24 protein-coding genes are annotated in these 16,559 nt (G+C 71.3%); 15 read left to right on the forward strand and 9 right to left on the reverse strand.

All coding sequences use genetic code 11. From position 1 onward, the window contains the following. Positions 1-141 precede the first annotated feature (141 nt). Positions 142-822, forward strand: coding sequence for an amino acid ABC transporter permease (locus ABC766_RS14260; RefSeq protein ID WP_043760078.1), 681 nt, complete (start codon positions 142-144; stop codon positions 820-822). Further along, entirely contained in the window at positions 819-1,580 is a 762-nt protein-coding gene (locus ABC766_RS14265; protein ID WP_043357471.1) for an amino acid ABC transporter ATP-binding protein, read from the forward strand. Before ABC766_RS14260 ends, ABC766_RS14265 begins: the two co-directional genes overlap by 4 nt. Positions 1,581-1,598: 18 nt before the next feature. Here the strand turns inward: ABC766_RS14265 and ABC766_RS14270 are convergent, their stop codons facing one another. Further along, complete coding sequence (locus ABC766_RS14270) at positions 1,599-2,327, reverse strand: SDR family oxidoreductase (protein WP_345822502.1); 729 nt, start codon at positions 2,325-2,327, stop codon at positions 1,599-1,601. A 190-nt stretch (positions 2,328-2,517) separates the two neighbouring features. Here ABC766_RS14270 and ABC766_RS14275 point away from each other — a divergent pair, with 190 nt between their 5' ends. Both ABC766_RS14275 and ABC766_RS14280 read left to right on the forward strand, forming a co-directional pair. Next, positions 2,518-2,817, forward strand: coding sequence for a hypothetical protein (locus tag ABC766_RS14275; protein ID WP_345822503.1), 300 nt, complete (start codon positions 2,518-2,520; stop codon positions 2,815-2,817). A gap of 358 nt (positions 2,818-3,175) precedes the next feature. Then, positions 3,176-3,916 (forward strand): DUF4336 domain-containing protein, encoded by a 741-nt coding sequence (locus ABC766_RS14280; protein WP_345822504.1) that lies wholly within the window; start codon positions 3,176-3,178, stop codon positions 3,914-3,916. Positions 3,917-3,934: 18 nt separating this feature from the next. On the opposite strand, the gene ABC766_RS14285 is transcribed toward ABC766_RS14280, so the two are convergent. The 4 genes from ABC766_RS14285 to ABC766_RS14300 all read right to left on the reverse strand — a co-directional run bounded on the left by ABC766_RS14285 (position 3,935) and on the right by ABC766_RS14300 (position 5,397). Then, complete coding sequence (locus ABC766_RS14285; protein ID WP_043357477.1) at positions 3,935-4,180, reverse strand: hypothetical protein; 246 nt, start codon at positions 4,178-4,180, stop codon at positions 3,935-3,937. Positions 4,181-4,476: 296 nt separating this feature from the next. Continuing rightward, on the reverse strand, positions 4,477-4,740 hold the full coding sequence (locus tag ABC766_RS14290) for a hypothetical protein (RefSeq protein ID WP_043357480.1): 264 nt from the start codon (positions 4,738-4,740) through the stop codon (positions 4,477-4,479). 64 nt (positions 4,741-4,804) lie between these two features. After that, positions 4,805-4,990, reverse strand: coding sequence for a hypothetical protein (locus tag ABC766_RS14295; RefSeq protein WP_345822505.1), 186 nt, complete (start codon positions 4,988-4,990; stop codon positions 4,805-4,807). A 20-nt stretch (positions 4,991-5,010) separates the two neighbouring features. Further along, a complete protein-coding gene (locus tag ABC766_RS14300) occupies positions 5,011-5,397 on the reverse strand; it encodes a hypothetical protein (protein WP_043357484.1) in 387 nt (128 codons plus the stop codon). Between the two features lie 238 nt (positions 5,398-5,635). Between ABC766_RS14300 and ABC766_RS14305 the strand changes: the two genes are divergently transcribed. Together ABC766_RS14305 and ABC766_RS14310 are read left to right on the forward strand one after the other, a co-directional pair. After that, on the forward strand, positions 5,636-5,899 hold the full coding sequence (locus tag ABC766_RS14305) for a hypothetical protein (RefSeq protein WP_043389003.1): 264 nt from the start codon (positions 5,636-5,638) through the stop codon (positions 5,897-5,899). 173 nt (positions 5,900-6,072) lie between these two features. Continuing rightward, positions 6,073-6,261 carry a hypothetical protein gene (locus ABC766_RS14310; protein ID WP_043357488.1) on the forward strand — a complete coding sequence of 63 codons (189 nt, stop codon included), beginning with the start codon at positions 6,073-6,075 and terminating at the stop codon, positions 6,259-6,261. Between the two features lie 16 nt (positions 6,262-6,277). Here ABC766_RS14310 and ABC766_RS14315 read toward each other — a convergent pair whose 3' ends face one another. The 3 genes from ABC766_RS14315 to ABC766_RS14325 form a co-directional block, all read right to left on the reverse strand. Beyond that, positions 6,278-6,523, reverse strand: a complete 246-nt coding sequence (locus ABC766_RS14315; protein ID WP_345822506.1) for a hypothetical protein — start codon at positions 6,521-6,523, stop codon at positions 6,278-6,280. A 182-nt stretch (positions 6,524-6,705) separates the two neighbouring features. Continuing rightward, positions 6,706-7,035: a hypothetical protein gene (locus tag ABC766_RS14320; RefSeq protein ID WP_236952769.1), complete on the reverse strand. Its 330-nt coding sequence runs from the start codon at positions 7,033-7,035 to the stop codon at positions 6,706-6,708. A gap of 85 nt (positions 7,036-7,120) precedes the next feature. After that, on the reverse strand, positions 7,121-7,879 hold the full coding sequence (locus ABC766_RS14325; protein WP_345822507.1) for a CDP-diacylglycerol diphosphatase: 759 nt from the start codon (positions 7,877-7,879) through the stop codon (positions 7,121-7,123). A gap of 96 nt (positions 7,880-7,975) precedes the next feature. Here ABC766_RS14325 and ABC766_RS14330 point away from each other — a divergent pair, with 96 nt between their 5' ends. The 5 genes from ABC766_RS14330 to ABC766_RS14350 all read left to right on the forward strand — a co-directional run bounded on the left by ABC766_RS14330 (position 7,976) and on the right by ABC766_RS14350 (position 11,969). Then, a complete protein-coding gene (locus tag ABC766_RS14330; protein ID WP_043357494.1) occupies positions 7,976-8,356 on the forward strand; it encodes a hypothetical protein in 381 nt (126 codons plus the stop codon). A 180-nt stretch (positions 8,357-8,536) separates the two neighbouring features. Beyond that, the gene (locus tag ABC766_RS14335) at positions 8,537-8,839 is read left to right on the forward strand and encodes a hypothetical protein (protein ID WP_043357496.1); all 303 of its coding nucleotides are present in this window, start codon (positions 8,537-8,539) and stop codon (positions 8,837-8,839) included. A 352-nt stretch (positions 8,840-9,191) separates the two neighbouring features. Then, positions 9,192-9,722 carry a MucR family transcriptional regulator gene (locus ABC766_RS14340; protein WP_043357498.1) on the forward strand — a complete coding sequence of 177 codons (531 nt, stop codon included), beginning with the start codon at positions 9,192-9,194 and terminating at the stop codon, positions 9,720-9,722. A gap of 178 nt (positions 9,723-9,900) precedes the next feature. After that, a complete protein-coding gene (locus ABC766_RS14345) occupies positions 9,901-10,161 on the forward strand; it encodes a hypothetical protein (protein WP_043357512.1) in 261 nt (86 codons plus the stop codon). A gap of 332 nt (positions 10,162-10,493) precedes the next feature. Beyond that, on the forward strand, positions 10,494-11,969 hold the full coding sequence (locus tag ABC766_RS14350; RefSeq protein WP_345822508.1) for a protein adenylyltransferase SelO: 1,476 nt from the start codon (positions 10,494-10,496) through the stop codon (positions 11,967-11,969). A gap of 16 nt (positions 11,970-11,985) precedes the next feature. Here the strand turns inward: ABC766_RS14350 and ABC766_RS14355 are convergent, their stop codons facing one another. Beyond that, positions 11,986-12,201, reverse strand: a complete 216-nt coding sequence (locus ABC766_RS14355; RefSeq protein WP_043357502.1) for a hypothetical protein — start codon at positions 12,199-12,201, stop codon at positions 11,986-11,988. Positions 12,202-12,620: 419 nt separating this feature from the next. Here ABC766_RS14355 and osmF point away from each other — a divergent pair, with 419 nt between their 5' ends. The 4 genes from osmF to ABC766_RS14375 all read left to right on the forward strand — a co-directional run bounded on the left by osmF (position 12,621) and on the right by ABC766_RS14375 (position 16,492). Beyond that, a complete protein-coding gene (gene osmF, locus ABC766_RS14360; protein WP_043389235.1) occupies positions 12,621-13,514 on the forward strand; it encodes a glycine betaine ABC transporter substrate-binding protein OsmF in 894 nt (297 codons plus the stop codon). Positions 13,515-13,632: 118 nt separating this feature from the next. After that, on the forward strand, positions 13,633-14,823 hold the full coding sequence (locus tag ABC766_RS14365) for an ABC transporter permease (RefSeq protein ID WP_278306262.1): 1,191 nt from the start codon (positions 13,633-13,635) through the stop codon (positions 14,821-14,823). After that, a complete protein-coding gene (locus ABC766_RS14370; RefSeq protein ID WP_345822509.1) occupies positions 14,820-15,752 on the forward strand; it encodes an ABC transporter ATP-binding protein in 933 nt (310 codons plus the stop codon). The genes ABC766_RS14365 and ABC766_RS14370 overlap by 4 nt, the downstream gene beginning before the upstream one ends. Continuing rightward, complete coding sequence (locus ABC766_RS14375; RefSeq protein WP_053609670.1) at positions 15,749-16,492, forward strand: ABC transporter permease; 744 nt, start codon at positions 15,749-15,751, stop codon at positions 16,490-16,492. The genes ABC766_RS14370 and ABC766_RS14375 overlap by 4 nt, the downstream gene beginning before the upstream one ends. Positions 16,493-16,559: the final 67 nt, after the last annotated feature.

The following is a 16,559-nucleotide window of genomic DNA, read 5'->3' on the forward strand; positions in this document are numbered from 1 at the left end:
CGCGCCTCTGAAGGCAGAGCGCATCGGGATCCCTCCCCGAGGGGACGCGGGGATCCGCACATATCCTTCGGCGAAGGCCATGCCCCGAGGCCGAACCTGCGAAACCCGTAACCCTGTTCGACCGAAAGGAAACGTCGCCCCGTGCCGCACTGGCTCGACCTCATGCTCCAGTCGCTGGGGCCGCTGCTCGCGGCCGGCCTCCGCTTCACGGTCCCGCTGACCCTGATCGCCTTCATGCTGGGGCTCGGCCTGGGGCTCGGAACCGCGCTCGTGCGCCTGTTCGCCCCACGCCCGCTGGCGGCACTGGCCTGGTTCTACGTGTGGATCTTCCGGGGCACGCCGCTCCTCGTGCAGCTCTTCGTGATCTTCTACGGGCTGCCGAGCACCGGCATCCTGATCGACGCCTTCCCTGCGGCCGTGATCGGATTCACGCTCAATGTCGGCGCCTACACGTCCGAGATCATCCGCGCCGCCATCGCCTCCATTCCGAGGGGACAATGGGAGGCGGCCTACGCCACCGGCATGACGCCCGCTCAAGCCCTGCGGCGCACGATCCTGCCTCAGGCAGCGCGGGTGGCGGTGCCGTCGCTCGCCAACTCCTTCATCGCGCTGGTCAAGGACACCTCGCTCGCGGCCGCGATCACCGTGCCGGAACTGTTCCAGGCCGCACAGCGCATCGTGGCCGTCACCTACGAGCCGCTGATCCTCTACATCGAAGTGGCGCTGATCTACCTCGTCCTGTCCACGTGCCTGTCCTGGCTCCAGACGCTCTTGGAGCGGCGGCTCGGGCGATACGGCGGATATCTGGAGGCGCGCGCATGATCGCCCTGTCGGCCATCGAGAAGAGTTTTGGCGGCAACGCGGTCCTGCGGGGCATCGATCTCGCAGTGCCCGAGGGCCGCGTCACGGCGCTGATCGGCCCGTCCGGCTCGGGCAAGTCGACACTCCTGCGCTGCGTCAACCTGCTGGAAATGCCGCGGTCCGGTACGCTCGACCTCGGCGATATCCGACTCACCTTCCGACCGGACCGGCCGCCGACCCGGCGCGAGATGCTCGCGGTGCGCCGCCAGACCGGCATGGTGTTCCAGAATTTCCAGCTCTTTCCCCACCGCACCGTCATCGAGAACGTCACGGAGGGGCTCGTCACCGTCGCCAAGTGGCCGCAGGCCAGGGCGCGGGCGCGGGCGCTGGAGTTGCTGGAGCGCGTCGGCCTCGCCCACAAGGCGGGGGACTGGCCTGCCAACCTGTCAGGCGGCCAGCAGCAGCGGGTCGCCATCGCCCGGGCGCTCGCCCCCTCCCCGCGCCTGCTCCTCTGCGACGAGCCGACCTCGGCCCTGGACCCGGAACTCGCAGCCGAAGTGGTGGATGTGCTGGCCAGCCTCGCGGGGGAGGGCATGACCATGCTGATGGCAACCCACGACCTGCGCCTCGCGCGGCGCGTCGCCGACACGGTGGTGTTCCTGGAGGGCGGCACGATCGTCGAGCGGGGACCGGCGCCGGACCTGTTCGCCCACCCGAAGGATCCGCGCACCCGCCGCTTCATCCGGACTCTGCTCGGTGAAGCCGCGGAGGAGGCGTGAAGGGCGATACGGCCCGGATCAGATCGTCCAGCCGCCGTCGATCATGACGGCTTGGCCGGTCGTGTAGGTCGCGCCCGCCAGGTAAACGGCGAGGTCGGCGATCTCCTCGGCGGTACCCAGCCGCCCGATCGGCTGCCGCGCGATGAAGGCCGCGCGGGTCTGCTCGTAGTCGCCCTGCGCGCGGATGCGCTCTTGGAGCGACGGGCTCTCCACCGTGCCGGGGCAGATCGCGTTGCAGCGGATGTTGTGGCCGACATAGTCGGCCGCCACCGCCTTGGTCAGGCCGATCACCGCCGCCTTCGTCAACCCGTAGGCGAAGCGGTTGGGCACGCCCTTCACCGAGGAAGCAACCGACGCCATGTTGACGATGGCGCCGTCGCGGCGCTCCAGCATCCCCGGCAGAACCGCCCGGATCGTGCGGATCATCGCCTTGACGTTGAGATCGAGGGCGACGTCGAGGTCGTCGTCGCGCATCTCCAGGATGGTGCCGGCGTGCACGATGCCGGCGCAGTTGAACAGGACGTCGACCACGCCGATCCGCGCGACCAGGGCGCTGACGGCGCCCGCATCGAGAACGTCGAGGATCGCGGTGCTGAGACCGTCGGCGCGCAGCCCGGCGAGGGCGTCCGCGTTGATGTCGGTGGCGTGGACCCGAGCCCCGGCTTGGGCGAAGGCGAGCGCGCTCGCCCGCCCGATCCCCTGCCCCGCCGCCGTGATCAGGACCGTCTTCCCGGACAGATCTGCCATTGTTCGCTCCCAGCAGGCTGCACTTCGCCGCGTCGACTCCCGGACCGGGATACGCCGGCCAGATCCGGGCATCCGGGCGGAGTGCCCCCAGCGTTGTAGGTTCCGGATGGGCGCGGCTCCAGGCCCGATCGCCCCGTCCATCCGACCCGACGCCGTCTGCCGGAGCGCCGCGATCCACCGACCGCGCGGGATGACCGGCCCGGCGGTGGATCTCTGGATGCCCGTCCGGCGTTCTCACGACGAAATCGTTTCGTGGAGGATCGCCGTGGGGCTTGCCGCCTTCGTCTTCTTCGTCGTGCCCTGGATGGCCGTGGCGATCTGGCTCTCGCTGCGTCCGTCCGGCGCCCGCCTGGGCGCCCCGGCTGCTCCCTGGCGTCCGCTGACGGATTATCCGCCGCCGACGCGGGACCAGCAGGACAGCGCAGAGACGCAGAGCCTGGATTCGGGTGCGGCGCATGACGGCAAGCACGCACCGATCCAGGCCGTGTAGGGCCCGCTGAGGCGGCGGATGGTGGAGGTGGAGATTTCCACCTCCCGGCCAACAAGCGCCGCATCATCCCATCCGCCGCGCCCGCCCTGCGCCTCGATCCGTTCGGACCCTGGGCTGCACCGAAGGGGGCGGCGGCGACGCGCATCTGGATCGGTCCGGACGGTCCGGCTCTCGGACGGGCCTGCCACACGCCGACACGATCGTCAGGATCGTGAGCGCGCTTCGACGCGCCGTCCTGGTTCCTGTGAGGACGCCGGGCGCGCCGGCCTGCGGCGATCCATCCGGGAAATCCGTTGCGCTTCCGCGGTTGCACAGGTTCGTGGGCGCGACGTTGCGCGGCCGAGGGAGAGACCGGGACTTGCCCGAAGCCACCTATCCGCCCCTCGACATCCTCAAGCCGGTGGCCGATGGCGTCTGGATCGTCGACAGCGGACCGCTCCGCGTCCTCGGCATCCCCCTACCGGTCCGCATGACCGTCGTCCGCCTTCGCGACGGCGGACTCTGGCTGCACTCACCGACACGGTTCGATCCGCACCTGTACCGCGAGATCGCCGCATTGGGGCCGATCCGGCATCTGGTCGCCCCCAACATCGCCCACTGGACCTTCCTGAAGGCGTGGCAGGCGCATTGTCCGGAGGCGCTGACCTGGGCGGCTCCGAATCTCCGCCAGCGTCGCCCGGTCCGCCGCGCCGGCCTCCGCATCGACCGGGTTCTCGGGGACGACGCCCCCTCCGATTGGGCGGCCGATTTGCGCCAGATCGTCGTGCCGGGCGGCTTCGGGTTCCGGGAGGTCGCGTTCTTCCACGGGGCGAGCCGGACGCTGATCCTGACCGATCTCGTCCTCAACCTGGAACCGGAGAAGATGCCGGCGCTCCTGCGTCCTTTCCTGCGCCTCGCCCGCATGACGCGACCGCACGGCCAGCCGCCACCCTACCTGCGCCTCGTGATCAAACTCCGCCGGCACGACGCCGCGAGAGCAGCGAGCGAGCTTCTCACCTTGGCTCCCGAGCGGGTCATCTTCGCACACGGCCTCTGGTTCGCCGGGGACGGCGCAACGCGCCTCAGACACGCGCTCCGCTGGCTCGCGAAAGGCCTCTGAAGGCGGGCGGTATCGGGATTACGCCGCAGCGATCAGCCGCCGCATGATCCAGGCCCGGGCGGCCGCGAGATCCGCGAAGAGCGGCGGACAAGCCGGTGCGAGCGGGCCGAATCCGGCCTCCAGGAACCACTTTCCGGTGTCCTCGCCGTGCTGCGCCGAGAGGCGGACCAACACCGCGACCAGAAATCCGTCGGCGAAGACGAGCTGGCTCTCGGTATCGTCGCTGCTGGTCGCGACCTGCACGGCCTGCAGGCTCAGGATCATTCGGCCATCGACTTCAAGGCGAAGACTTCGGCCGGATCAGTCCATCGCACGATGGCGACGGGCGCAGATCTCCGTACCGATCCCTCTGGTCAATCGACCCTTCGCGCCGAAGTTCCGACGTCGATAGGGTCCGGCCGGCAGCCGCCCCCCGCGATGGCGCAAACGGGGATCGCCCGCCCCGCGTAGCAGGCGTGCAGATGGATGACGGCCCGCGCGCCGATTCGGTCCGGGCTCGGCCCGGCGGACGCCTTCGCGCGGGGCACCGACGATGCGTGGACCGGGAGACGGGCGGCCGTTCAGGGCTCTTCCGGCGGGTCAGCCGCGACGGTGACGGCCCCCTCGATCGAGCGGGCGAGTTCGGTCAGCACCTCCTCCACCATCGGCGGCCAGGGTGCCTTCTCCTCGTCCATGAGGCGGGCAGCGCCGACCAGGGCGGCGATCTGCGCCTCATAGACGGGACGGCCGACGAGCTGCGCGTAGCGCACCCGCGCCGCAAGCGCCGTGGCGAGGCGCTGGACCTCCGCGATCTTCACGCTCGGCGCGCCGCTGCCGTCGCTCATCCGTCCATCCCTCCGGATCCTCGCCGATCCTCATAGGCCATGGGCGGGATACAGTCAGGACCGGCTACCAAGCCTGGAGGATCCAGCCGCAGGCGAGAGCGACGACGACGCCGGCCAGCAACGCCAGGGCGATGTCCCACAGCGGAGCGGTGAACGCTCCCGGCTCCGAGACGAAGCGTGTCAGACTCTCGGGCAGGATCGGTGCCGGCGGCCCGCGCCGCCAGCGCAGGCCAGTGCGGATGCGGCGCATGCGCAGATCCCCCGACCCTCTCAGGCGGTCTCGGCCAGACGGCCGGCGGCGGCCTGCGCCTTCCGCGCCCCGCCCTTGGTGCGGACGAATTCGCCGAGCGGCTTGCAGGCCGGAAGGCCGATCACCTCCGCGGGCCGCATCCCGGCCGGTGGCACCGGATCGCACCGGGTCAGGGTTCCGGCGGCCTCCGCGGTCCCGGCGGATCCGCCATCCGCGCTCGGCAGGTCGACGCGATGCCCGATCAGGTACGCTTCGAGGTCGATCAGGCGGTGGCGCAGGCGCCAGATGTCGTTCTCGACGCCGTTGATCTGGACCAGCAGGTCGGAGACCGTGCCCTGGCGCGCCGCGATGGCCGACAGCACGGCGGCCCGCTCGTTCAGCAGAACGGCTTTGACGGTCGGGTTCATGACGCACGCCTCCGTATGTTACTGCGCCACGATCCGCCAATTCCGCCGGCGAAATACCTCTCAAAATTGATTAGCCATTACGCCCGAAGGTTAACCGCGGAATTCGACGGTATCGCCGCGAAACGGCGCCCCCGAATGCACCACATGCCGGCGCGGGCGCGTCGCGGGCGCGGGAACTTCATGAACGGACAGGCGTCGGTTTCTCGCAGACCGACGCACGCAGTTCCGGGAGCTTCACATGCGCAGATCCGCAACCCTCGCCATGGCCGCCACCCTGAGCCTGGCTTCAGCCACCGCCTGGGCCGACCCCGTCGGCAGGACGGGAACCGGGGGCGGCCCCGATACGACCGCCAAGGCGCCCCACACCGCCGCGACCGGCCAGACGGTGCCCAACCCCGGCGCCCTCGGCCCGAGCGAGACCGGCAGCATCGAGCGGCGGGATGCCATCGAGGAGCGCAACGACGCGATCACGCGCGGAATCTGCATCGGCTGCAGCCGCTGAGACCGCAGGCCGTCCGGCCCCATCGCGCCCGGCCAAGCGGGCCATCTGCAGGGCGCCCCCAAGGGTATGACGAACCGTCATGTCCGGGGCGCCCTGTTCCGGGCGGGGCTTGAAGCCGCGGCCGCCGCGGCCCAAATCATCGGCCCTCACCCACCATGAACAGGAGTCGAAGCGTGGCGAACGAGTCTGTCGAACAGGCGACAGAGAAGACCTATTTCGGGCTGACCCTCGCGCAGCATGCGGAGCGGATCCGAAAGCTCGCGACCGAGCGCGGCCTCACCGGCGATGTCTTCGACCGCGTGACCGCGAAGGCCGTCGCGATGATCCCGACCGTCAAGGTGAACGACGCGGCCCAGCGGTGAGCCCGGACGGGCCGGATCAGCCTTCGGCCCGCAGGCCCTTGATGATGCGCCGGGCGATGGTCCGCACGGCCTCATCGTCCCGCGCCTCGCCCTCGACCGGATCCCACAGGTGGGCGAGGCTGCCCTCAAGCTCGTCCAGCAATTCCGGATGACGCTGCGCCAGAAACCGGACCGTCCCGAACAGCAGATGCTCGGTCGCCATCTCGCGACGACGGGCCTCGGCGACGGCATCGGAATGAAGCTTGGGATTCTGCGCGCTCATGGATGCCCAACGATCGGCGGCGGCGGCGGTTCGTCGCGCAAGGCGTGGTGCGACGCCGCGGAGCGGGCTTCAGCGAACGCGATATCCGCGACGGTTCGTGAGCGTTGCGGACACGCAGCGCACAAGATCGTGCCGGCCAGGCGGGACTGGATCGGACGCGAGAAACGCGGCGCGGGGCGCCCTCAGCGCCGCAGCGCCCCGAACCAGGTGACAAGGGGCTCCGCGAACGCGGCCCAGGTCCGCGACCACACCGTGCCGGTGCGTGCGTCCGCCGGGCGGGCGCCGGCCATCAGGGATGCCACCAGGGCATCCTCGCGGGACTTGCACTCGTCGAGGGCGTTGCGCTCGTCCCCGGCGCGGCTCTGACCTGTCGGCTGATGCCCGGAGGCGTCTCGAAGGCAGCGGTGCCACGCGCGCTCCAGCTCGGCCGGATCGGACGCTCCGGCGACCGGACCCGCGACGGCAGGACCGGTGGTCAGGAGGAGCATCGCGGACAAGCTGAGCACCGGCATGCGCATGATCGCTTTATGCCCGATTCGCGCCCAGCTCGGATAGAACGTAGCAGCAACAGTGGCCGTGGCTCGGGATGGCGGCCGATCAGCCGTGCCGGCCGGGCTTGGCCATCCGGCAGCTGTGATCCATCAGGTACTCGGCGCTGGCCTCCTGCTCCCGATAGGCCAGGAGGATCATCCCGCCCTGCGGATCCCCGGGATCCGCCTCCACCGCCGCGAAGCTCGCGTCGTGCAGATGCCCCTGCCAGCCCGGCACCCGGGCCAGCGCCGCGAACGGATTGAACTCCGCCACCGCGTCCGGGGGAATCCGCAGCGCGACGTAACGCGCCTCCTCCAGCGGCACGGGGAACGGGGCCCAGGTCTCGCCGACGGCGCCGCCATGGGCCTTCAGGGCCGCCATGACGCTCCGGTGCATGCAGTCGAGATGGATGTGAAGCTGGTCCTGGCTGCGGCCGCCGACGGAATTCACCTCCAGACCCACCGCTGCGACCGGCAGCCGGCCCGGCAGCGCATCAGACACAAAGTGCCGGGCCGCGAGCGCCGCACGCCAATAGGCGGCGCCCCGCGGTCCCTGAAGCACGGGCGCCTCGATGCCCGAGATGCTGTCGGTGGGCATCACCACCGTGTGGGTGGGCTGTCCCGGCGCGCGCAGCACCGCCGTCCCCGAGCGCGCACCATCGCCGAGGTCGACGGAGAGGCAGGGAAAGCTCCGGCCCGCCGCCTTCTTGGCGAGCACGCAGCCCTGCAGCGCCACCCAGAGCACGTCCCGCACCGGGTTCGCCGCGATGGCGGCCGGCACCGTGGCGAAGGCGAACAGGATCACGGCGACCAGACGACGAAGCATGAGCAGATGTTCCGGTCCCCGGCCGCCGTTATGCTACAGGCGGCAGCGCGCCATCACTGTACGCGGGCGCCGTCGGCGCGAGGTTACGATTCCGCGATGCTGAGAGGGAAGGTGCCGTGGCTCGGCCTGATCCGGATCGCGGCCTGGATCCTGGTGGCCCTGATCGCCGCCGTCACGCTGGTGCCGATCGGGCTCCGCCCCGTCGTCACGGCCGAACCCAGCATCGAGCGCTTCGCCGCCTACGCGCTCGCCGGGCTGCTGATGGCCATGGGCTACCCGCGGCACGGGCGCTGGATCCTCGTCGGCAGCATCCTCCTCGCCGGCGGCCTGGAGTTTGGGCAGACCCTTACCGGGACCCGCCACGGCCGGTTCGACGATTTCCTCGTGAAAGCCGTCGCGGCCTTGGCCGGCGCGGTGGCGGGCCGCCTGCTCGCCGTCCTGGGCCGCGGGCGCCCGGACGACGCGACCTGCCGATGAATCCGGCCCGGCCGGACCGTCGCCGCGGACGCGGACGCGGACGCGGACGTTTGCACATGTCCCAATGCATGTCGCCGATGCATGTCTGCGCCGCCAGCCCGGCATCCTGCGGTCGGTCTCCGGCGGAAACCGCCGAGCTTGACCCACGTTGGCTCAGGGGGCTCTCACGCGAGGTGCGGCATGTTCGGCGCAGCCAAGCTCACGGGACGGTTCTGGTTTCGCAAGACGTGGACGGGCAAGCTGGTCCTGCTCGTCGAGGAAGAGAAGCCCCGGTGGCTCAGCCGGACCGGCCTCACCAAGCGCCGCTGGCGCGACGCGCGCCTTCTCGACCTGGCTGAAGCCCCGATGCACGCGCTGATGACGCTCGAGCGCGGCTATCGCGGGGATCCCGCATCCGGTCCGGCGCGGATTCTGCAATCGGTGGTCCCACCCGGGACGCGCGGCGCGATCGCCACGCCGATCGGGACCGCCGTCAACGCGTGAGCGCCGCAGGGGCGCGGGCCGAGCATGGAGGGGCAGGGCTCGGCCCGCCTGCCGTTCGGCTTCTTACCCCCAAAGCCGGAGCGACCCTGCCACTGATCACGGCAGGATTAACACTTCCTGAAGCCGCCCGCCCGGGCCCGCGCCGCAGGCCCCCGTGCGGCCGATCCGAGGGAAGCCGCGCAGCCAGCTCCGACCGGAATGATCCAGCGGCAGAATCGCTACTGATCTATGTTGGTATTCGCCCAGACATTCGGTAGATAACAGCCATAATAGGTTATCTTCGCTCATATATGGACTTGACTGTCGAGAGGCGGATCAACGTTCATGCATCACTCCAACGTGAGAGGCGTTCATGGAAGATAGCAATCCCGCACCGCATCAGGATCCAGTCGATTTTGTGGAGCTGACGGCCGACATTGTTTCCGCTTACGTAGCCAACAATTCCGTCCCGGTCCCCGATCTTCCGTCGCTGCTGTCCGGCGTTCATGCCGCACTCGCCGGCCTGAGCCAGACGACGGTCTCGGCCGAGCCGGAATTCAAGAAGGCGACGCCTGCGCAGATCAAGAAATCGATCACCCCCGACGCCCTGATCAGCTTCATCGACGGCAAGCCGTACAAGACGCTGAAGCGGCATCTCACCGGCAACGGCATGACGATCGAGCAGTATCGGCAGCGCTACGGTCTGCCGCCGGACTATCCGACGACCGCATCCACCTACTCGGCGATGCGGGCCGAGTTCGCCCGCAATGCCGGCCTGGGCCACAAGCGCCGGAGCCCGGCCGCGAAGCGGGGCGAGCCTGCGGCGTCCACCGCGGCGCCGGATGCGGACGGCACGAAGGTGGCCAAGGGCCGCAAGACCCGGAAGGCCGACGCGGAGGCGTGAGCCCTGAGGTTGCGGGCCCTGACGTGCGATCCCGGGGCCCGGACTCGGAATGACGGGATCGGGCGCGGCCAGGGCGGCCGCATCCACCCGTCAAAACCGCGGCGCGGAGTGCCGGAACGACGCCTGCGGCCATCCGTTGGCCCTGCGGAACGCCCGGCTGAACGCCACGGAGCCCAACGTGAACCGACCGATCCCCGCCCTTCTCCTCGCCGCCGCGACCGTGGCCGCCCTCCCGGCCGCAGCCTGGGCGCAGGATCGGCCCGGAACCGGACCGGCGCCCCGGACCGAGACCGCACCGAAGCCGGCGGCCGATACGAAGGATCCCGGCCGGACGGCGACGGAAGCCGTCACCCATCCGTCGGCCGTTCCGCCGACGGAGGGTCAGGTCGGCACCGGCAAGCCTCCGGCCACCGGGACCCCTCCGACGACGAGCCGCTAGCGTCCCGTCACAGCCCCGGCGCCCCCAGCCGAACTTGCGCAGCCGCACGGGCCTGTCCCCGCCGGGGCGCGACTTCGAGGGATATCGGTCCGGCGGGACAGACGCGGCGTGGGCCCGCCGCCGTGGCCGTCGCGCCCAGCGGATCGGGCCGCCATCACAGGCCGCGCCTGCCGGTGGGGCCAGAGCAGCGGGTGCACGGAACCGGGCCCGTCTGCCGCGAGCGCTGCGGCACGCATCGGTGGAAACGACCCGGCCGGCCGGCGGTGACGCGATCGACGAGCTCCTTCAGGCTTCCGCTTGTCCCCCGCGCCCACCGTCCATAGATCCCGACGATGACGGCACTCCCCTTCGACAACAGCTACGCCCGCCTGCCGGAGCGCTTCTACGCGCGCCGGCCGCCGACGCCCGTGGCGGCCCCGCGTCTCGTCCGGCTGAACCGGGCGCTCGCCGCGGAGCTCGGCCTCGATCCGGACTGGCTTGCCGGCCCGGACGGCGTGGCGGCGCTTGCGGGAAACGCCGTCCCGGAGGGCGCCGATCCGATCGCGGCGGCCTATGCCGGACATCAGTTCGGCCAGTTCGTGCCGCAGCTCGGCGACGGCCGCGCGGTCCTCCTGGGCGAAGTGCTCGACCGGACTGGGCAGCGCCGCGATATCCAGCTGAAGGGCGCGGGCCCGACGCCGTTCTCCCGGCGGGGCGACGGGCGGGCGGCGCTCGGTCCGGTGCTGCGCGAGTATCTCGTCAGCGAGGCCATGGCGGCGCTCGGCATCCCGACCACCCGGGCGCTCGCCGCCGTGACGACCGGCGAGCCGGTGGTGCGCGAGACGCTCCTGCCGGGCGCGGTCCTCACCCGCGTGGCCGCGAGTCACATCCGGGTCGGGACGTTCCAGTTCTTCGCGGTCCGGGGCGATGTCGAGGGTCTGCGGGCGCTCGCCGACCACGTCGTGGACCGGCACTATCCCGAGGCCGCTTCGGCCGCGAACCCCTACCGGGCGCTGCTGGAGGGCGTCATCGCCGCCCAGGCCGAACTCGTCGCCCGCTGGCTGCATGTGGGCTTCGTCCACGGGGTCATGAACACCGACAACATGTCGATCGCCGGCGAGACGATCGATTACGGCCCCTGCGCCTTCCTCGACGCCTACGATCCCGAGACCGTCTTCAGCTCCATCGACCGCAACGGCCGCTACGCCTACGGCCAGCAGCCGCGCATCGCGCTGTGGAACCTGACGCGGCTGGCCGAGACCTTGCTGCCGCTGCTCGCCGAGGACGAGGCGGGCTCGGTCGCCGAGGCCGAGGCGGCGCTGGCCTCCTATGCGGCGCGCTTTGAGACGGCCTATCACGGCGGCCTCGCCCGCAAGCTCGGCCTCGCCAAGCCCCGGGACGGCGACGCCGCTTTGGCGGGCGACCTCCTCAAGCGCATGGCCGAGAATCGGGCCGACTTCACCTTGACGTTCCGCACGCTCTGCGCCGCCGCGGAGCGGCCGGAGGCCGACGCGGGCGTGCGCGACCTGTTCGTCGATCCAACGGCCTACGATGCCTGGGCGAAGGACTGGCGCGGGCGGCTCGCGCAGGAGGCCCGCGACCCGGCCGAGACCGCCGCCGCAATGCGCCGGGTCAATCCGGCCTTCATCCCGCGCAACCACCGGGTCGAGGCGATGATCGAGGCAGCCGTGGAGCGGGGGGATTTCGCCCCGTTCGAGACGCTCCTGACCGTGCTGTCCCGCCCCTACGTGGATCAGCCGGATCAGGCCGCCTTCGCCATGGCGCCCGAGGACGGTGGCGTCGGCTACCGCACCTTCTGCGGCACCTGAGGCGTCGCGCCGGCGGTCACTGCCGCGGCCAGGTGAAGATCTCGCGCACCCCGCCCTCGTGCCGAAACCAATGGACGCGGGTGGCGGGGTTGAAACCGTGATCCCGGTACGACGTGGCGATCACGGAAACGAGAGTCTCCGCCGCCGACCGGTCGTGAATGTCGTAGGCTAGAAGTTTGGGAGCACCGCCAGGTTCGCGGGCGAGATCGCGGACCAGAATCGAATACGACATACTCCCCTCCTTTCGACGCAAACGATCTACTCAACATTATATCTCTAAGGCTAGGATTGTTCGCGTCAGCATCGTGTAAAGGTTAAACATTATTAACCGGAGTGCGTTGATTTGATACGGTCGAGATCGGAGGCGCCGGGCGCGGAGGTCATCCCTGTCGTCACGAGCCTCGCGAGGGGACCGAGAGCGGCGCGGGAGCGATGAGCGGCGCGTGCAAAGGCGGCGAAGCCATCCCCATGAAACGGAAGTCGAATCGCGTCGCGACCGTGGCCGCCGGCCTGTCGCCCGGGCTCAACGGGATCATCGCCCGCCCCAGCCGGACATCGCGCGCGGCAGGCCCCCGCCGAGACCGGACGACGCGAACGGGGGATCCGAAGGCCAAGGTGAGGCGGATCCTCGCGTGGTTCGTCGCACCGGCCCTGGCGCTGCTGGTCGCCCAATGTGGCCCGACGCCCGGCGCGCCGGCGGCCGGGATCGTCGTGGCCTCCAAGATCGACACAGAGGGCGGGGTGCTCGGCAACATCATCCTGCAGGCCCTGCAGGCCCGGGGCCTCCCGACGGTCGACAAGATCCAGCTCGGCGCCACCGCGATCGTGCGCCAGGCCCTGATCGAGGGTCAGATCGACATCTATCCGGAATACACCGGCAACGCGGCGTTCTTCTTCGGGAAGGCGGATCTCCCGGTCTGGAAGGATCCCGAGGCGGCCTATCGGACGGCCCGGGACCTGGATCGCGCGGCCAACGACCTCGTCTGGCTGACGCCCGCCTCGGCCAACAACACCTGGGCGATCGCGGTGCGCCAGGAGATCGCGCAGGCCGCGGGCCTGAAAACCCTGAGCGACTTCGGCCGCTACGTAGCGGGCGGCGGCGCGATCAAGCTCGCCGCCGCGTCGGAATTCGTGACCGCCCCGGGCGCCCTGCCGGCCTTCGGCAGGACCTACGGCTTCACCCTCAAGCCGGAGCAGCTCGTCATCCTGGCCGGCGGCGACACGGCCGCCACGATCGCCGCGGCGGCGCGGGGCACGTCCGGCACGAACGCCGCCATGGTGTTCGGCACCGATGGCGCCCTCGCGGTCGCGCGCCTCGTGACGATGGACGACGACAAGGGCGTCCAGCCGGTCTATCAGCCGGCGCCGGTGGTCCGCGGGGCGGTCCTCATGGCCCATCCCGAGATCGCCACGGTGCTGGATCCGATCTTCCGCAGACTCGACCTGGCGACGCTCCGGGATCTCAACGGCCGCGTCCAGATCGGCGGCGAGCCCGCCTCCGCGGTCGCGGCGGACTTCCTCCGGCAGAACGGATTCGTGCGCTGACACGCGTCGACAAGCCGAAGCTCTGCCGGCATGGGTTCTCGGCGGGTCGCGGGGACTCGTCGCGAGGCCGGCCACTTTTGCGCGGGCCCGCGCGCGCCGGCGCCGTCGGAGCTTGAGGATGGGGGGACATTCCGCGACGGGGCTGCTCCGCCCGGGCGTCGATCCGCTGGGCTCGGCCTTCGCGGCCCTGCTGGGACTGAGCCTGCTCGCGCTCCCGCTGATGACGACCCGGCCGAACCGGATCGCGGCCGGCACCGGGCTGACGGCCTGGTCCGCCCTCCCGTCGGGTGCGGTGCTCCTCCTCGGAGGCGTCGTCGCCCTCGGTCTGCCGCTGCTGGCGCTCCGGGCGGCGCCGCCCCTGCGCCTCGCCGCCGCCGCCGCGATCCTCCTGCTCCTCGGCCTGTCGGCCGGCTGGGCGGCCGATCACCTGACCCTGCCGGGCGACCGGTACGGCCGGGTCTCGCCGGATGCAGGCTGGTGGCTCGCCTTCGCGACGGCGGCCCTCGCCGTCGGCGACGGGCTGGCGCGGCTGCGGCCGGGACCGATCCTGCGGATCGCCCTGCTGGCCCTGCTGGTCGCCGCGACGGGACTCGCCCTGCGGACCGGGTTCTGGAACAACCTCTCGGTGCTGCGGGAATATGCCAGCCGCTCCGACACGTTCGGCCGGGAGTTGCGGACCCATGCCGTTCTCGCCCTCACCTCGGTGGCGGCCGCCGCCGCTCTGGGGATCCCGGCGGCCATCCTGGCGCGCCCGGTTCCTGCGCTGCGGACGGGCCTGCTCGCGACCCTCAACGTCGTGCAGACCATCCCGTCCATGGCGCTGTTCGGGATGCTGATCGCGCCCCTGGCCTGGATCGGCCGGGCGGTCCCGGGCGCGGCCGCCCTCGGCATTGCGGGAATCGGCGCCGCGCCGGCCTTCGTGGCGCTGTTCGCCTACGCGCTCCTGCCCGTGGCCGCCGCGACTGTCGCGGGCCTCGATGCCGTGCCCTGGCCGGTGCGCGACGCCGCCCGGGGCGTCGGCATGACCGCGCGGCAGCGGCTGCTCCAGGTGGAGCTGCCCCTCGCCCTCCCGGCGATCCTGACCGGAATCCGGATCGTCCTCGTCCAGAACATCGGACTTGCGGTGATCGCGGGGCTCGTGGGCGGCGGCGGCCTCGGCGTGTTCGTCTTCCAGGGCATCAGCCAGAATGCGGGCGACCTCGTCCTGCTCGGCGCGCTGCCGACCGTCGCCATGGCGACCGGCGCCGCGGTGCTGCTCGACGCGGTCGTCGATCTGAGCCGGGGCCGGGCGGCGGAGCGGGTTCCATGATCGACCTCGCCCAGGTGAGCCGCGTCTTCGAAGGACGCACGGTCGTGGCGGACGTGACCCTCCGGGTCGAGGCCGGGACGATCCTGACGGTGGTCGGCACCTCGGGATCGGGCAAGACCACCCTGCTGCGGATGATCAACCGCCTGATCGAGCCGAGCGCCGGCACGATCCGGATCGCAGGCCGCGACATCCGGGACGTGCCCCCGCATCTCCTGCGGCGCGGGATCGGCTACGCCATCCAGGGACACGGGCTGTTCCCCCACCGCACGGTCGCGGAGAACATCGCGGTGGTGCCGAAGCTGCTCGACTGGGACCGGGGGCGGATCGCAGCCCGGGTCGACGAACTCCTCAGCCTGTTCAACCTCGATCCGGCGGCCTACCGGGATCGCCTGCCGGCGGCGCTCTCCGGCGGCGAGCAGCAGCGGATCGGCGTGGCCCGGGCGCTCGCCGCCGAGCCGCCGATCCTGCTCATGGACGAGCCCTTCGGCGCCCTCGATCCGATCATCCGCGGTCGGGCGCAGGAGGATCTGCGGACGATCCAGCAGCGCTACAACACCACGATCGTGCTGGTGACCCATGACATGGACGAGGCCCTGCACCTCGGCCACCGGATCGCCGTGATGGATGCCGGGCGCCTCGTGCAGGAGGCGCCGCCGGCAGACCTTCTCGGCGCACCCGCCACCGCCTTCGTCGGCACCCTCCTCGGCAGCGGCGACCGGGCCTTCCAGCTCATGGCCCTGCGCGTGGTGGACGATCTGGTGGAGCCCGGCCCGGCGCCGGGCCCGCCCATCCCGGCCGGGACCTCGGTTCGGGCCGCCCTCGCGGAGAGCCTGTGGTCCCGGCGCCCGGCCCTGCCGGTCAGCCGCGACGGCGTCATCCTGGGACGGGTGACGCGGGCGGCCCTCGAGGCGCAGGGCGGCCGGCCGTGAGCCGGGCCCCGCCTCTCGCCTGGGCCGCGCTCCTCGCCCTCCTCGGCGTGTTTCTGGTCGCTCCGGGCCGATTCGCGCCCCTGTTTCAGCCGTTCGCCCCCGGCGACACGCCGCCGATCTACGCGCAGACGCCGCTGCTGACGCTCGCCGTCAACCACCTCCTGCTGGTCGCCGCCGCGACCCTGACGGCCGCCGCGATCGCCGTCGGCCTGGCGGTCGCGGCCACCCGGCCGGCCGGGCGCGACGTGCTGCCGTTCGCCCGGTCGGTGGCCCGGATCGGGCAGACCTTTCCTCCGGTGGCGGTCCTGGCCCTGGCGGTGCCGATCTTCGGGTTCGGCGCCGTCCCGACCCTGATCGCCCTGGTGCTCTACGGGCTCCTGCCGATCTTCGAGACCGCGCTCACCGGGCTCGACGGGCTCGATCCCGCGCTGATGGAGGCCGCGCGCGGCATGGGCATGACCGACCGGCAGCGGCTCCTCCGCGTCGAACTGCCCTTGGCGCTGCCGATGATCCTGTCGGGGATCCGCCTCGCTGCCGTCATCGGCCTCGCGACGGCGACCATCGGCTCGACGGTGGCGGCCAGCACCCTCGGCGAAGTGATCATCTCCGGCCTCCTCACCGGCAACACCGCCTACGTGCTGCAGGGCGGCCTCGTGGTGTCGGCGCTGGCTCTCCTGATCGATGCCGGCTTCCGCCATGTCGAGCGCGGGGCGGCACGCCGGGCTGGATTTCGTTCCTAGACGCGACTAAAACGCCAGCGGGGCCGTACGCGCGGCCCTGGGGCGTGGAACCCCCTGTCTGATGGTT

Source organism: Methylobacterium fujisawaense (assembly GCF_039619325.1).
Classification (GTDB): domain Bacteria; phylum Pseudomonadota; class Alphaproteobacteria; order Rhizobiales; family Beijerinckiaceae; genus Methylobacterium; species Methylobacterium fujisawaense.

Excerpts from the sequence above, each read along its gene's own strand:
- ABC766_RS14330 (WP_043357494.1), top strand. The coding sequence starts at position 7,976 with ATGCTGAGAGGGAAGGTGCCGTGGCTCGGCCTGATCCGGATCGCGGCC.
- ABC766_RS14315 (WP_345822506.1), bottom strand. The coding sequence starts at position 6,523 with ATGAGCGCGCAGAATCCCAAGCTTCATTCCGATGCCGTCGCCGAGGCC.
- ABC766_RS14265 (WP_043357471.1), top strand. The coding sequence starts at position 819 with ATGATCGCCCTGTCGGCCATCGAGAAGAGTTTTGGCGGCAACGCGGTC.
- ABC766_RS14335 (WP_043357496.1), top strand. The coding sequence starts at position 8,537 with ATGTTCGGCGCAGCCAAGCTCACGGGACGGTTCTGGTTTCGCAAGACG.
- ABC766_RS14290 (WP_043357480.1), bottom strand. The coding sequence starts at position 4,740 with ATGAGCGACGGCAGCGGCGCGCCGAGCGTGAAGATCGCGGAGGTCCAG.
- ABC766_RS14325 (WP_345822507.1), bottom strand. The coding sequence starts at position 7,879 with ATGCTTCGTCGTCTGGTCGCCGTGATCCTGTTCGCCTTCGCCACGGTG.
- ABC766_RS14340 (WP_043357498.1), top strand. The coding sequence starts at position 9,192 with ATGGAAGATAGCAATCCCGCACCGCATCAGGATCCAGTCGATTTTGTG.
- ABC766_RS14365 (WP_278306262.1), top strand. The coding sequence starts at position 13,633 with ATGGGGGGACATTCCGCGACGGGGCTGCTCCGCCCGGGCGTCGATCCG.
- ABC766_RS14370 (WP_345822509.1), top strand. The coding sequence starts at position 14,820 with ATGATCGACCTCGCCCAGGTGAGCCGCGTCTTCGAAGGACGCACGGTC.
- ABC766_RS14355 (WP_043357502.1), bottom strand. The coding sequence starts at position 12,201 with ATGTCGTATTCGATTCTGGTCCGCGATCTCGCCCGCGAACCTGGCGGT.
- ABC766_RS14305 (WP_043389003.1), top strand. The coding sequence starts at position 5,636 with ATGCGCAGATCCGCAACCCTCGCCATGGCCGCCACCCTGAGCCTGGCT.
- ABC766_RS14320 (WP_236952769.1), bottom strand. The coding sequence starts at position 7,035 with ATGCCGGTGCTCAGCTTGTCCGCGATGCTCCTCCTGACCACCGGTCCT.
- ABC766_RS14285 (WP_043357477.1), bottom strand. The coding sequence starts at position 4,180 with ATGATCCTGAGCCTGCAGGCCGTGCAGGTCGCGACCAGCAGCGACGAT.
- ABC766_RS14350 (WP_345822508.1), top strand. The coding sequence starts at position 10,494 with ATGACGGCACTCCCCTTCGACAACAGCTACGCCCGCCTGCCGGAGCGC.
- ABC766_RS14300 (WP_043357484.1), bottom strand. The coding sequence starts at position 5,397 with ATGAACCCGACCGTCAAAGCCGTTCTGCTGAACGAGCGGGCCGCCGTG.
- ABC766_RS14275 (WP_345822503.1), top strand. The coding sequence starts at position 2,518 with ATGACCGGCCCGGCGGTGGATCTCTGGATGCCCGTCCGGCGTTCTCAC.
- ABC766_RS14270 (WP_345822502.1), bottom strand. The coding sequence starts at position 2,327 with ATGGCAGATCTGTCCGGGAAGACGGTCCTGATCACGGCGGCGGGGCAG.
- ABC766_RS14295 (WP_345822505.1), bottom strand. The coding sequence starts at position 4,990 with ATGCGCCGCATCCGCACTGGCCTGCGCTGGCGGCGCGGGCCGCCGGCA.